A 13,533-nucleotide genomic window follows, 5' to 3' on the forward strand; every position below is an offset into this window, starting at 1 on the left:
CCGGTCAGGTGAGGTTGAAGTCGAGTTGAATCTGTTCGCTGCCGCGGCGGATGGTCACCGCCAGGGACCCGCTGCTGCGCAGGTCGTTGAGCAATTGCATGCCTCGGGCCGGCGAGTCCAGCTCGATGCCGTTGACCGCGGTGACCAGGTCACCCGGGCGCAGGCCGAGCTGCCGGAACAGCGCCGGCTTGCTGCCCGGGTAGAGCCGGAAACCCACGAAGCGGTTGTTCTCGCGGTGCGGCACCGGCCGCACCAGTTCGATCAGCGAACGCGGGTTGACGAGCACCTGCTCGCGGTAGCGGGCCAGGATCTCGCCCCCGGCGGCGCTGCCCTGCCTGGCGGGGCCAGGCGCGGGAATCGCCATGCGCTCCCGCGGCAGGCGCAGGGTCTCGTAGCGGCCGTTGCGCTCCAGGATCACCCGGTCGGGATAGATCCCGCTCAGGGTGACACCGGAGGTGATCTCGTCGCCGACCCGGTAGCTGCGCTCCTCGCCGCCGGCCCGGGCGATGATGGCGCGCGCCTGACCGGGCTCATCCGAGGCAATCAGGCCGCGCAGGGTCAGCCGCAGACGGGTTTCGGGCGCCTTGATGGGCCCGGGCCGGGCCACCGCCGTCGCCTCCGCCTTGCCGAAGAGGTGCCAGCCGGCGATGCGCCGGCCATCGGCGCCGGTCGGCGGCCGCGTAGCACCGACCGCCGTCTCGACCTCGGCCGGTTCCGGCGGCGGCAGCTCCGGCGGCGGCAGCAGTGCCCAGACCAGGCGCGCCAGCTGATAGAGCAGCAGCAGGGCGAGCAACAGCGTCACGCCCCGGGCCAGCCAGCGCCCGGGCGCCCCGCCCAGCCAGTGCCACAGTACCTCCCCCTGCATCGATCCTCCGTCTGGCGCGGATTCAGGATTCGCGGCGCGGTGCCCCGCCGGAGCCGCCACGGGCGCGTCGCCGGCCGCCCGGCTTGCCACTGCGGCCGTCGCGGCGCCCGCCGCCCTTGCCACCGCGGCCCCCCCCGCCGGGGCCGCCGCGGCGCGGCCGGCGCTCGATCTTCACCGGTGGTTGCAGTTCCACCATCCACTCGGCCGGTGGTGTTTCCACCGGTATCTTGTGACCGATGTATTCCTCGATCTCGGGCAGGGAATAGACATAGGTCTCGCAGGCGAAGCTGATGGCGTCGCCCTCGGCGCCGGCACGCGCGGTGCGGCCGATGCGGTGGACGTAGTCCTCGGCATCCTGCGGCAGGTCGTAGTTGATGACATGACTCACGTCGGGGATGTGCAGGCCGCGGGCGGCCACGTCGGTGGCCACCAGCACCGGCAGCTCGCCGCTCTGGAAGCGCTCCAGCAGCTTCTGGCGTTTCTTCTGGGGCACGTCGCCGGAGAGGATGGCGGCCGCGAAGCCATTGCCCTCGAGGTAGGCCCAGACCCGGTCGGCATCGCGCTTGGTGTTGACGAAGACGATGGTCCGGCGCGGGTCCATGTGTCGCAACAGGCCGATCAGCAGCGGGATCTTTTCCTCGTTGGCGGTGTGATAGAGCACCTCGCGGACGCGTTCGGCGGTCACCTGCTCCGGCTCCACCTGAACGATCTCGGGGTTGTTCATGTGCTCGTAGGCAAGCTCGGTGACCCGGTAGGACAGGGTGGCCGAGAACAGCAGCCCCAGACGCTGCTCCGGCTTCGGACAGCGCCGCAGCAGGTAGCGCACGTCCTTGATGAAGCCGAGATCGAACATGCGGTCGGCCTCGTCCAGCACCACCACCTGGGCGTGACGCAGGTCGAACACGCGCTGCTTGAAGTAGTCGATGATGCGCCCGGGCGTGCCGATGAGCACGTCCACCCCGGCGGCCAGGATCTCGCGCTGCTGCTCGTAGCCGGTGCCGCCGTAGGCCAGGCCGAAGCTCAGCCCGGTGTACTTGCCCAGCGCCAGCGCGTCGCGGTGGATCTGGATGGCCAGCTCCCGGGTGGGCGCCAGGATCAGGGCACGCACCTGGCTGGGCTTGCGCTCCGACGGCGCCGGCTGCTCCAGCAGGCGCTGGAAGGTAGCGAGCAGGAAGGCCGCCGTCTTGCCCGTGCCGGTCTGCGCCTGGCCGGCGACATCATGCCCGGCCAGCGCCAGCGGCAGCGCCTTGGCCTGGATGGGCGTGCAGTACTGGAAACCGGCTTCTTCCACCCCCTGCATGATCTCGGGCCGCAGCCCGAGGCTGGCGAAGGGCACATCCGTTATATGGGTATCACTCATGATCGCCGTAGCATACCCGAAATGCCGGGAAAGTGTCGCGCCTGCCCAGGAAATGCCGGCCGTGAACCGGCCCGCGCCGACAGGGACTTGAAAATGCGCCGGCTTTGATCGGACAATGCGCCAAGGCTGAAGGTCATGCCCCATGCCGGCGTACGGCGGACAACAGGATCCGAACCGTCCGCCGCCCCGCCGCCGGCCCCATCCCGTGGTCTCCCAAGGAGGTTTTTCCACCGTGAGCGACAAGATCATCCACGTCACCGACGACACCTTCGAAAGCGAAGTGCTCAACGCCCAGGAACCGGTCCTGGTCGACTACTGGGCAGAATGGTGCGGCCCCTGCAAGATGATCGCGCCCATCCTCGACGAGATCGCGGATGAGTATGCCGGCAAGATCAGGATCGCCAAGCTCAACATCGACGAGAATCCGCAGACGCCGCCCAAGTACGGCATCCGCGGCATCCCCACCCTGATGCTGTTCAAGGGCGGCAACGTGGAGGCGACCAAGGTGGGCGCCGTGTCCAAGTCCCAGCTCACGGCCTTCATCGACAGCAATCTCTGAACAGGCCCGGGCCGTCCGGCCGGGGGACTGGACGGCCCGCAGGCAGCGTGGTAGCCTTTCGAGCATAAAGAACCGAATTCCCAGCAGTACCTGCCGCTCGCCGGCAACCCCTACCCGAAGCTTTCCGTGAACCATGCCAGCCCGGCCCGCGGCCGCGCGCGATTCATTCAACCCTTCCCGAACCGTGTTCAAGCCATGAATCTGACCGAACTCAAGAAGAAACCCGCATCCGAAATCGTGGAACTCGCCCAGAGCATGGGCATCGACAACATCGCGCGCGCGCGCAAGCAGGACATCATCTTCGCCATCCTCAAGGCGCACGCCAAGAATGGCGAGGCCATCTTCGGGGACGGGGTACTGGAGATTCTCCAGGACGGCTTCGGCTTCCTGCGCTCGGCGGACAGTTCCTACCTGGCCGGCCCTGACGACATCTATGTCTCGCCCAGCCAGATCCGCCGCTTCAACCTGCGCACCGGCGACACGGTATCCGGCAAGATCCGCCCGCCCAAGGAGGGCGAGCGCTACTTTGCCCTGCTCAAGGTCAGCGAGATCAACTTCGAGCCCCCCGAGAACGCCAAGAACAAGGTGCTGTTCGAGAACCTGACCCCGCTGCACCCCACCGAGCGCCTGCAGCTCGAGCTGGGCAACGGCAGCACCGAGGACATCACCGCGCGGGTGATCGATCTCACCGCCCCAATCGGCAAGGGGCAGCGCGGCCTGATCGTCTCGCCGCCCAAGGCCGGCAAGACCATGCTGCTGCAAAACGTGGCCCAGAGCATCACCCACAACCACCCCGAGTGCTACCTGATCGTGCTGCTGATCGACGAGCGGCCCGAGGAAGTGACCGAAATGGCGCGCTCGGTGCGCGGCGAGGTGGTGTCCTCGACCTTCGACGAACCGGCCAGCCGCCACGTGCAGGTTGCGGAAATGGTCATCGAGAAGGCCAAGCGACTGGTCGAGCACAAGCGCGACGTGGTCATCCTGCTCGATTCCATCACCCGTCTGGCCCGCGCCTACAACACCGTGGTGCCCTCCTCGGGCAAGGTGCTCACCGGCGGCGTCGATGCCAACGCCCTGCACCGGCCCAAGCGTTTCTTCGGTGCCGCCCGCAACATCGAGGAAGGCGGCTCGCTGACCATCATCGCCACCGCCCTGGTGGAAACCGGCTCCCGCATGGATGATGTCATCTACGAGGAGTTCAAGGGCACCGGCAACATGGAGATCCATCTCGACCGCAAGATCGCCGAGAAGCGCGTCTATCCCGCCATCAACATCAACCGCTCCGGCACCCGCCGCGAGGAGCTGCTCACCAAGCCCGACGAACTGCAGAAGATGTGGATCCTGCGCAAGCTGTTGCACCCCATGGACGAACTGGCGGCGATGGAATTCCTGCTCGACAAGATGAAGAACACCAAGACCAATGCCGAGTTCTTCGATTCGATGAGAAGGTAACTGCCGGATACAAGTTTCAAGGTACAAGATACAAGTAGAAGGGGAGCGTCATGCGCCCCCTTCCGTTTTTGCACGCCGCCATTCATGGCCGCCTCGACCTCATCGCTGGCAGCCAGCGCGCCAGTCGCCAGCGAAGATGGCGCGATCGTCCTCGCCACGGGAGGAGCTGAACTGCCAGCAACGGAAGATCAGGGATTGCGCAGCGCCGCCACCATCTCCGGCAAGGCGTCCTCGAGCCGATGTCGTGGACGAAATCCCAGCCCGGCCTCTGCCCGCACCGAGCGATAGCAGGCGGACTCCAGCAGCCGCCGCACGCGCGTGCTGTCGATGGGCAGGTCCCGCCCGAACAGTGCCTCGCCGGCATCGCCCAGCCGGCCCAGGAGGCGCAGCAGTCCCGCGGGCAGGGTCCAGGGCGGCGGACGGCGCCCCAGCGCCGCGCACATGGCGAGATAGATCCGGCGCGTGGAATAGGCCTCGCCGTCGGTGAGGATAAAGGTGCCGCCGGCGGCCTCGGGGCGCACCGCCGCGGCGAGGATGGCCTCCACCAGATCGCGCACGTCCACCATGGAACGGACGTTGCCGGTCTCCGGCACCGGCGGGAAGCGGCCCCGCGCGATCGCCGTCATCATGGCGGCGAGATTCCCCTTCACCCCCGGACCGTAGACCAGCGCCGGCCGCAGCACGCAGGCGGCCATGCCGCTGGCCCCCGCGGTGGCGAGCACGCGTTCCTCGGCCAGCCGCTTGACCGCGCCATAGGGATCGCGCGGTAACCGGGCGTCGTCCTCGTCGATGCACTGCTGCGGGTCCTCGCCGGCGGCCTTCACCGACGACACCAGCACGAAACGGCGCGCGCCGGCCTCGGCGGCGGCCTGCACCAGCGTCGAGGTACCCTCGAGATTGGTGCGCCGGTGGCGTTCGAGCTCGGCGGGATCGGGCCGGGACATGGCGTGCGCATAGCCGCCCAGGTGCAGCACCGTGTCCACGCCGGCGACCGCGGGCAGCAGGCTCTCGCGCGCGGTCAGATCGCCCCGGACCCAGTCGAAGGGGGTTTCCACGGGTGCGGCCCGGCGCGACAGCACCCGCACGGTCACGCCTTCCGCCCGCAGCCGCGGCAGCAGGTGGCCGCCGACAAAGCCGGTGCCGCCGGTCACCAGCACCCGGCCCAGCTGTGCGGCCAGGTTGCTCATTCGTGGGCGACCGGGGACACCCGCCAGATGGCATCGGCATACTGGCCGACGGCGCGGTCACTGGAGAAGAAGCCTAGCCGGGCGACGTTCAGCACCGCGCGCCGGCTCCAGTCCTCGGGCTCGCGGTACAGGGCCTCCACCCGCTCCTGCGCGGCACAGTAGGCGGTGAAGTCGGCCAGCACCATGAAATGGTCGCCCTCGTCCAGCAGCGTCTGCATCAGCAGCGCGAAGCGCTGCGGCTCGCCGGGGGAGAAAAAGCCGTTGCCGACCATGTCCAGCACCCGTGCCAGGCACGGGTCGGCGGCCACGAAGGCGCGCGGGTCCTGGCCGCGGGCACGGGCCTCGGCCACCTCTTCGCGGGTGAGCCCGAAGATGAACATATTGTCCTCGCCTACGGCGTCACGCATCTCGACGTTGGCGCCATCGAGGGTACCGAGGGTGAGCGCACCATTGAGGCCGAGCTTCATGTTGCCCGTGCCCGAGGCCTCCATGCCGGCGGTCGAGATCTGCTGCGACAGCTCGGCGGCCGGGATGATGTCGCCGGCCGTGGTGACGTCATAGTTGGGGATGAACACCACCCGCAGCCGATCGCCGATACCCGGGTCATTGTTGATGACGTCGGCGATGTCGTGGATGAGCTTGATGATCAGCTTGGCGCGCGCATAGCCGGGCGCCGCCTTGCCGCTGAAGATCACCGTGCGCGGCAGCCGGTCCTCGCCATCGCGCAGGGCGTTGTAGAGATGGACCAGGTGCAGGGCGTTGAGCAGCTGGCGCTTGTATTCATGGATGCGCTTGACCTGCACGTCGAACAGGCTGTCGACCGACACCTGGATGCCCAGGCGCTCGCCGATCTTGTCCGCCAGCGCCTGCTTGTTGGCCTGCTTGACGGCGCGGAACTCGGCGCGGAACCCGGCATCGTCGGCCCATTCCTCCAGCTCGCGGATGCGTGCCAGGTCCTGGATCCAGCCCCGGCCGATGCGCCGCGAGACGATGTCCGTCAGCCCCGGATTCGCCTGGTGCAGCCAGCGCCGCGGCGTAACGCCGTTGGTGATGTTGATGATGCGATCCGGCCACAGCTCGTGGAAGTCGCGAAAGATGGTCTCGCGCATGAGCTGCGTATGCAGCTCGGAGACCCCGTTCACCCGGTGGCTGCCGACGATGGCCAGATGCGCCATGCGCACCCGGCGCGGCGGCGTTTCGTCGATGAAGGACATGCGCCGCAGCCGATCGACATCGCCAGGGAAGCGGTGTCGCACCGCCTCCAGGAAGAAGTGGTTGATGTCATAGATGATCTGCAGGTGGCGCGGCAGCAAGCGCTCGATCAGCTCGACCGGCCAGGTCTCCAGCGCCTCGGGCAGCAGGGTATGGTTGGTATAGGCAAAGACCCGCCGCGTGATGTCCCAGGCCTGCGCCCAGGGCAGGTGATAGACATCCACCAGCAGCCGCATCAGTTCCGGGATGGCAATGGAGGGATGGGTGTCGTTGAGCTGAATCGCCACCTTGTCCGGCAACTGCTCGAAGCCGTCGTGGTGGCGCAGATAGCGGTAGAGGATGTCCTGCAGCGAGGCGCTGACGAAAAAGTACTGCTGCCGCAGGCGCAGGGTGCGCCCCATGTCGGTGGTATCGTCCGGATACAGCACCCGCGACAGGTTCTCGGACTCGTTCTTGGCCTCCACCGCCTTGATGTAGTTGCCCTCGTTGAAATAGCGCAGATCGAATTCCCGCGTGGACTTGGCCGTCCACAGGCGCAGGTTGTTCACCGTGTTGGTCTGGTAGCCGGGCACGGGGGTGTCGTAGGCCATGGCCATGATGGTCTCGGTGTCGGTCCAGTCATGGCAGATGCTGCCGTCGGCGTTGTGATAGCTCACCACGCGGCCGTGGAACTGCACCGGATACAGCACCTCGGGGCGCGCGAACTCCCAGGGGTTGCCGTAGCGTAGCCAGTTCTCGGGCGTCTCCACCTGGTAGCCGTTCTCGATGCGCTGTCGGAACATGCCGTACTCGTAGCGGATGCCGTAGCCATAGCCGGGCAGTCGCAGGGTCGCCATCGAATCCAGGAAGCAGGCCGCCAGCCGCCCCAGCCCGCCATTGCCCAGCGCCGCGTCCGGCTCCTGTTCGCGCAACGCTTCCAGGTCCAGGCCGATGGCCTCCAGCGCCCGCCGCGCCTCCTCGTCGATGTCCATGTTGAGCAGGCTGTTCATCAGCGTGCGGCCGATGAGGAATTCCAGCGACAGGTAGTAGACCCGCTTGCTGTCCTCGCGGTAGTAGGTGCGCATGGTTTCCATCCAGCGCTCGATGAGCCGGTCGCGCACGGCATAGGCGAGACCGTGGAACCAGTCGCGGGTGGTGGCGGTATAGGCGTCCTTGCCCACCGAGTAGACCAGCCGGTTGGCGATGGAACGCTTGATGGAGGCCTCGTCGAGGCCGAGATAGTCGTACTTGAAGGCGCCGGGTTTCAGGGGCATGGGGGGTCAGATACAGGGCGCAAGATACAAGTCATTCCGGTGCTCCGGCCAGACCGATATCGAAACGGTAGTACAGGTGTCTCAAAGATAGAACAGCCCTGAAAAGATACAAGAGCCCGTCAACCTGTTCGACTTGCACCTTGCGTCTTGTACCTGCCTTCAAATCGCCCTGTATCCGATGTCCCTGCGGTAATAAGAATTCGTAGGATGGGCAAAGGAGCGCAGCGACGTGCCCATCAGCATCCCCTGACCATCATGATGGGCACGGCCCTTCGGGCCTTTGCCCATCCTACCCAGTCCGCCACGATCAGATAGAACGCGTTCTGACAATTTTGAGACACCTAATATCTTGGATCTCGAATCCTGTGTCCGCGTTCAAACCGCCCGGTAGCCGATGTCCCTGCGGTAATAGGCGTCCGGCCAGGCGATCTGCGCCACCCGCTCGTAGGCACGGCGCTGGGCATCGGCAACGGTGTCGCCCAGCGCGCACACGCAGAGCACGCGACCGCCACTGGTGACCACCTTGCCGTCGCGCTCGGCGGTGCCGGCGTGGAAGACCTTGACGCCCTCGGGATCAGGGAGGTCGAGCCCTTCGATGACATCGCCCTTGCGGTAGTCGCCGGGATAACCGCCGGCGGCCATGACCACGCCCAGCGACGCGCGCGGGTCCCATTCCGCCGAGCGGCCTTCCAGACCGCCGTCGACCGCCGCCAGGCACAATTCCACCAGGTCCGACTTCATGCGCAGCATGATGGGCTGGGTCTCGGGGTCGCCGAAGCGCACGTTGTACTCGAGCACCCTGGGATTGCCGTCGCGGTCGATCATCAACCCCGCGTAGAGAAAGCCGGTATAGGGCATGCCTTCCAGCGCCATGCCGCGCACGGTCGGCTCGATCACCTCGCGCATGACGCGGTCGTGCAGCTCGGGCGTCACCACCGGCGCCGGCGAGTAGGCCCCCATGCCGCCGGTGTTGGGGCCGGTATCGCCCTCGCCCACGGCCTTGTGGTCCTGCGAGGTCGCCATGGGCAGGGCGTTGGCGCCATCCACCATGCAGATGAAGCTGGCCTCCTCGCCCTCCAGAAATTCCTCGATCACCACCCGGTGCCCGGCGGCGCCGAAGGCATTGCCGGCCAGCATGTCCTTGACCGCGGCAATGGCCTCGTCCTGCGTCTGCGCCAGGATCACACCCTTGCCGGCTGCCAGCCCGTCGGCCTTGACCACGATGGGCGCACCATGGTCGTGGATGTAGCGGATGGCCTCGTTGACATCGGTGAAGACGCCATAACGCGCGGTCGGAATGGCGTGCCGATCAAGAAAGGCCTTGGTGAAGGCCTTGGAACCCTCGAGCTGCGCGGCATCACGCGACGGGCCGAAGATCTTCAGACCCGCGTCCTGGAAGATATCCACCACGCCGGCCACCAGCGGCGCCTCCGGGCCGACGATGGTCAGGTCGACATTCTCGTCCTCCGCAACCCGCAGCAGCCCCGGAATGTCCTCTGCCGAAACCGGCACGTTGACCAGCTTCGGCTCCCGCGCCGTGCCGGCATTCCCCGGCGCCACCAACACACGCTCCACCCTGGGCGACTGCGCCGCCTTCCACGCCAGCGCATGCTCGCGCCCGCCACCACCGATCACCATCACCTTCATGATTCTGTCCCTTGGTCGATAGCCACGGAATCCACTGTACCCACGGAAACCACTAGTCGGCGTTCGCGACGCGGAGCCACGCAGAGCGACTGAATATTTCCGTGGATTCGGTGGGTTCCGTGGCTATAAACAAACCTCAATGCCGGAAATGCCGCATCCCGGTAAACACCATGGCCATGCCATGTTCGTCGGCGGCGGCGATGACTTCCTCGTCGCGCATGGAGCCGCCGGGCTGGATCACGGCGCTGATCCCGGCCTCCGCGGCCTGGTCGATGCCGTCACGGAAGGGGAAGAAGGCATCCGAGGCCATCACCGAGCCGCGCACCTCGAGCCCGGCATGCTCGGCCTTGATGCCGGCGATGCGCGCGCTGTTGACCCGGCTCATCTGGCCGGCGCCGACGCCGATGGTCATGCCGTCGCGGGCATAGACGATGGCATTGGACTTGACGAACTTGGCCACCCGCCAGGCGAACAGCAGGTCCTGCATCTGCGCCTCGCTCGGCGCCACCCTGGTCACCACGCGGGTCTCGGCCAGCAGCGCCAGATCGGCCTCCTGCACCAGCAGCCCGCCATTGACGCGCTTGTAGTCCAGCCGCGGCGCCGGCTCGGCCGGCCACCGGCCGCAGGCGAGCACGCGCACGTTCTTCTTCGCGGCCAGTACCTCGCGCGCCGCGTCCTCGACCTCGGGGGCGATGATGACCTCGACGAACTGGCGTTCGACGATGGCGCGCGCGGTGTCGGCATCCAGCGCGCCGTTGAAGGCGATGATGCCGCCGAAGGCCGACTCGGGATCGGTGCGGTAGGCGCGATCATAGGCCTCGAGCAGGCTCGCGCCGCGGGCCACGCCGCAGGGATTGGCGTGCTTGACGATCACGCAGGCCGGGCCGTCGTCGAACTGCCTGACGCATTCCAGCGCGGCATCGGTATCGGCGATGTTGTTGTAGGAGAGCGCCTTGCCCTGCAGCTGGCGGGCGGTGGACACCGAGGCCTCGACCCGGCCGGGATCGGCATAGAAGGCGGCGGCCTGATGCGGGTTCTCGCCGTAGCGCATGGCCTGCACCTTGCGCACCTGCAGACTGAAGGTCTCGGGAAAGCGCGGATCGGCATCGGGCAGGTTGCGGCCGCCGAGATAGTTGGAGATGGCGCCGTCATAGCGGGCGGTGTGCTGGAAGGTCTTCACCGCCAGCCGGTAGCGGGTGGCGTCGCTCACCGCACCCTCGCAAGCGGCCATCTCGTCCAGCACGGCGGCATAGTCGTCGGCGTCCACCACCACCGTCACCGCGGCATGGTTCTTGGCGGCCGCGCGCAGCAGCGTGGGACCGCCGATGTCGATGTTCTCGATGGCCGTGGCCAGGTCGCAGTCGGGGTTGGCCACGGTCTGCTCGAAGGGATACAGGTTGACCACCACCAGGTCGATGGGCGGGATGCCGTGCTCGGCCATCACCGCATCGTCGGTGCCACGCCGCCCGAGGATGCCGCCGTGGATCTTCGGGTGCAGGGTCTTCACCCGGCCGTCCATCATCTCCGGGAAGCCGGTGTAATCCGATACCTCCACCACCGGGATGCCGTTTTCGGCCAGCAGCTTCGCCGTCCCGCCGGTGGAGAGGATCTCCACGCCGCGTTCATGCAGGGCACGGGCGAAATCGACCACGCCGGTCTTGTCGGAAACGCTGATCAGCGCGCGTTGGATCTTGTTCATTTGTCGGGTTCCGGAAAGGTCGGGGAGTCAGCGTTCAAGAGCGCCACGGAATTCACCGAAGGCACGGAAGATACAAAGCCCGTAGGATGGGCAAAGGCCCGAAGGGCCGTGCCCATCATGGCCGGCGCGGAATTTTGATGGGCACGCTTCGCTTTGCCCATCCTACGGGCTTCGTATCTTCCGCGTATTCCGTGTCTATCTCAATATTCGATCTCGTACTGACGCAGCTTCTTGCGCAGGGTGCCGCGATTGATGCCGAGCATCTCTGCGGCACGGGTCAGGTTGCAGCCGGCATGATCCATCACGGTCTGCAGAATGGCGGGCTCGACCTCGGCGATCACCATCTGGTACAGGCCGCTGGGGTCGTGGCCATCGAGATCCTTGAGGTAGCGCTCCAGGCAACTGCGCACCGAATCGCGCACCGGCTGACCCTCGGCCGGTTCGCGGCGCTTGCGGGCAGGGACATTCATGCGGCGCGCGCCTCCGCTTCGGCCAGCTCGGCGAAGAAGGCCTCGGTCATGGCCAGTTGCTCGTCAGCCGTCTCCACCCGATTCACACGGTCGCGGAAGGCCGCGCCGCCACGCTGGCCCTTGCTGTACCAGGAAATGTGCTTGCGGGCGATGCGCACACCGGTGAGCTCGCCGTAGAACTCGTAAAGGTTGTGCAGGTGGCCGATCATGATGTCCCGGATCTCGCTCACGCCGGGTTCGGGCAGGTGGCGGCCGGTTTCGAGAAAATGCGCGATCTCGCGGAAGATCCAGGGCCGGCCCTGAGCGCCACGACCGATCATCACCGCGTCCGCGCCCGTGTACTCGAGCACGAAGCGGGCCTTTTCCGGGTCGCGGATGTCGCCATTGGCTATCACCGGAATACTCACCGCCTGCTTGATGGCACGGATGGTGTCGTACTCGGCCTCGCCCTTGTAGCCGCAGGCGCGGGTACGGCCATGCACGGCCAGCGCCTGCACACCCGCCTGCTCGGCGATCCGGGCGACGCGCACGCCGTTGCGGCTGGCCCTGTCCCAGCCGGTGCGGATCTTGAGGGTGACGGGCACCTCCACGGCCGCAACCACGGCCTCCAGGATGCGCCCCACCAGTGCCTCGTCCCGCAGCAGCGCGGAACCGGCCATGACATTGCAGACCTTCTTGGCCGGGCAACCCATGTTGATGTCGATGATCTGGGCGCCGCGGTCGACGTTGTGGCGCGCGGCCTCGGCCATCATGCCCGGATCGGCGCCGGCGATCTGCACCGTGCGCGGTTCCACCTCGCCCTCGTGGTTGGCGCGGCGTTGCGTCTTTCTGCTGCCCCAGAGCAGCGAATTGGAAGACACCATCTCGGACACCGCCAGCCCGGCGCCCAGCGTCTTGCAGAGCTGGCGGAACGGGCGGTCGGTCACGCCGGCCATGGGCGCGAGCACGAGCTGGTTGCGTAGCTGGTAGGGGCCGATGCGCATGCTGCAGATGGTCTGTTATTTTGGGACGCCGGTTTCGATGCCGGGCGACAGATGATACCCCCTCGCGGCGGGGTACGGAAGCGCGCGGCGGCCGTTCACTGCAACACGGCAGGGTGCGACAGTTTCCGCGATTGCAAGCGCCTGATCGGCCGTCGATGCAGGCAAATCGTCACAGGAATTCGAACTGGTAGGACACCACCCGCGGCCCCGGATCCTCGAGTTCCAGCACCAGGTGCAGGCGCGCACCCGGTGCGAAACCGGCCCGGGCATCGACGCCCGGCGGCAGGTATTCGTCGGGCGTGAACCAGCGCGCCGCCACCGGGGCTCCGGAGACGTCGGACATGACCAGCCCGACCAGCGGATAGGGCTGCACGAAGTCCGCCCCGTTGGCGAAGGTGGCGCTCACCAGCAGCGCGCCGGGCATCTGGGGATGGGAACGGACCTCGCGCTCCAGCACCTCGATCGCCGCCGGCAGCCGGCGCGGCGGCAGACTGCAGCCCAGCCGCTCGCACAGCGCCACCACCCAGGGGCCCAGCCCGGCGTCCCGCGCCAGCGGCACCCGGAAGGCATAGGCCGCCTGCAGCAGCAGCGCCAGCAGCAGCACCCCCGCCAGCAGCCACTCGCCGGGCGAGGCCGACCGCCGCCGCATGGGCAGCTCGGTCGCCTCCAGCGCCGCCACCGCCTGCGCCCGCGCCAGCGCATCCAGCCGAGGAGGCTCCGGCGGCGGCAGCTCCGGTTCGGCGGCTTCCGGTTCGGCGGCTTCCGGTTCGGCGGCTTCCGGTTCGGCGGCTTCCGGTTCGGCGGCTTCCGGTTCGGCGGCTTCCGGTTCGGCGGCTTCCGGTTCGG

The 13,533-nt window shown here is 67.3% G+C and carries 11 protein-coding genes; 2 read left to right on the plus strand and 9 right to left on the minus strand.

Annotation, left to right across the window (positions count from 1 at the left end):
• Positions 1 to 4: 4 nt before the first annotated feature.
• Both gspC and rhlB read right to left on the minus strand, forming a co-directional pair.
• Complete coding sequence (gspC, locus tag MVF76_RS06985; RefSeq protein ID WP_297528081.1) at positions 5 to 865, minus strand: type II secretion system protein GspC; 861 nt, start codon at positions 863 to 865, stop codon at positions 5 to 7.
• A gap of 22 nt (positions 866 to 887) precedes the next feature.
• On the minus strand, positions 888 to 2,225 hold the full coding sequence (rhlB, locus tag MVF76_RS06990; protein ID WP_297528082.1) for an ATP-dependent RNA helicase RhlB: 1,338 nt from the start codon (positions 2,223 to 2,225) through the stop codon (positions 888 to 890).
• A 232-nt stretch (positions 2,226 to 2,457) separates the two neighbouring features.
• Between rhlB and trxA the strand changes: the two genes are divergently transcribed.
• Complete coding sequence (gene trxA / locus MVF76_RS06995) at positions 2,458 to 2,784, plus strand: thioredoxin TrxA (protein WP_297528083.1); 327 nt, start codon at positions 2,458 to 2,460, stop codon at positions 2,782 to 2,784.
• A 195-nt stretch (positions 2,785 to 2,979) separates the two neighbouring features.
• On the plus strand, positions 2,980 to 4,236 hold the full coding sequence (gene rho / locus MVF76_RS07000; RefSeq protein WP_297528084.1) for a transcription termination factor Rho: 1,257 nt from the start codon (positions 2,980 to 2,982) through the stop codon (positions 4,234 to 4,236).
• Positions 4,237 to 4,424: 188 nt separating this feature from the next.
• On the opposite strand, the gene MVF76_RS07005 is transcribed toward rho, so the two are convergent.
• The 7 genes from MVF76_RS07005 to MVF76_RS07035 all read right to left on the minus strand — a co-directional run.
• Positions 4,425 to 5,423 carry an NAD-dependent epimerase/dehydratase family protein gene (locus tag MVF76_RS07005; protein ID WP_297528085.1) on the minus strand — a complete coding sequence of 333 codons (999 nt, stop codon included), beginning with the start codon at positions 5,421 to 5,423 and terminating at the stop codon, positions 4,425 to 4,427.
• A complete protein-coding gene (locus MVF76_RS07010; protein ID WP_297528086.1) occupies positions 5,420 to 7,888 on the minus strand; it encodes a glycogen/starch/alpha-glucan phosphorylase in 2,469 nt (822 codons plus the stop codon). The genes MVF76_RS07005 and MVF76_RS07010 overlap by 4 nt, the downstream gene beginning before the upstream one ends.
• Before the next feature lie 375 nt (positions 7,889 to 8,263).
• Complete coding sequence (purD, locus tag MVF76_RS07015) at positions 8,264 to 9,535, minus strand: phosphoribosylamine--glycine ligase (RefSeq protein WP_297528087.1); 1,272 nt, start codon at positions 9,533 to 9,535, stop codon at positions 8,264 to 8,266.
• Positions 9,536 to 9,671: 136 nt separating this feature from the next.
• Positions 9,672 to 11,234, minus strand: a complete 1,563-nt coding sequence (gene purH, locus MVF76_RS07020; protein WP_297528088.1) for a bifunctional phosphoribosylaminoimidazolecarboxamide formyltransferase/IMP cyclohydrolase — start codon at positions 11,232 to 11,234, stop codon at positions 9,672 to 9,674.
• A 200-nt stretch (positions 11,235 to 11,434) separates the two neighbouring features.
• The gene (fis, locus tag MVF76_RS07025; RefSeq protein WP_297528089.1) at positions 11,435 to 11,704 is read right to left on the minus strand and encodes a DNA-binding transcriptional regulator Fis; all 270 of its coding nucleotides are present in this window, start codon (positions 11,702 to 11,704) and stop codon (positions 11,435 to 11,437) included.
• A complete protein-coding gene (dusB, locus tag MVF76_RS07030; protein ID WP_297528090.1) occupies positions 11,701 to 12,687 on the minus strand; it encodes a tRNA dihydrouridine synthase DusB in 987 nt (328 codons plus the stop codon). Before dusB ends, fis begins: the two co-directional genes overlap by 4 nt.
• 169 nt (positions 12,688 to 12,856) lie before the next feature.
• Positions 12,857 to 13,533 (minus strand): DUF3426 domain-containing protein (locus MVF76_RS07035; protein WP_297528091.1); only part of this gene is annotated, 677 nt, incomplete at its 5' end.

Origin of the sequence: Thiohalobacter sp. (assembly GCF_027000115.1) — a bacterium.
Classification (GTDB): domain Bacteria; phylum Pseudomonadota; class Gammaproteobacteria; order Thiohalobacterales; family Thiohalobacteraceae; genus JALTON01.

Excerpts from the sequence above, each read along its gene's own strand:
- MVF76_RS07010 (WP_297528086.1), bottom strand. The coding sequence starts at position 7,888 with ATGCCCCTGAAACCCGGCGCCTTCAAGTACGACTATCTCGGCCTCGAC.
- MVF76_RS07005 (WP_297528085.1), bottom strand. The coding sequence starts at position 5,423 with ATGAGCAACCTGGCCGCACAGCTGGGCCGGGTGCTGGTGACCGGCGGC.
- rho (WP_297528084.1), top strand. The coding sequence starts at position 2,980 with ATGAATCTGACCGAACTCAAGAAGAAACCCGCATCCGAAATCGTGGAA.
- dusB (WP_297528090.1), bottom strand. The coding sequence starts at position 12,687 with ATGCGCATCGGCCCCTACCAGCTACGCAACCAGCTCGTGCTCGCGCCC.
- gspC (WP_297528081.1), bottom strand. The coding sequence starts at position 865 with ATGCAGGGGGAGGTACTGTGGCACTGGCTGGGCGGGGCGCCCGGGCGC.
- rhlB (WP_297528082.1), bottom strand. The coding sequence starts at position 2,225 with ATGAGTGATACCCATATAACGGATGTGCCCTTCGCCAGCCTCGGGCTG.
- purH (WP_297528088.1), bottom strand. The coding sequence starts at position 11,234 with ATGAACAAGATCCAACGCGCGCTGATCAGCGTTTCCGACAAGACCGGC.
- purD (WP_297528087.1), bottom strand. The coding sequence starts at position 9,535 with ATGAAGGTGATGGTGATCGGTGGTGGCGGGCGCGAGCATGCGCTGGCG.
- fis (WP_297528089.1), bottom strand. The coding sequence starts at position 11,704 with ATGAATGTCCCTGCCCGCAAGCGCCGCGAACCGGCCGAGGGTCAGCCG.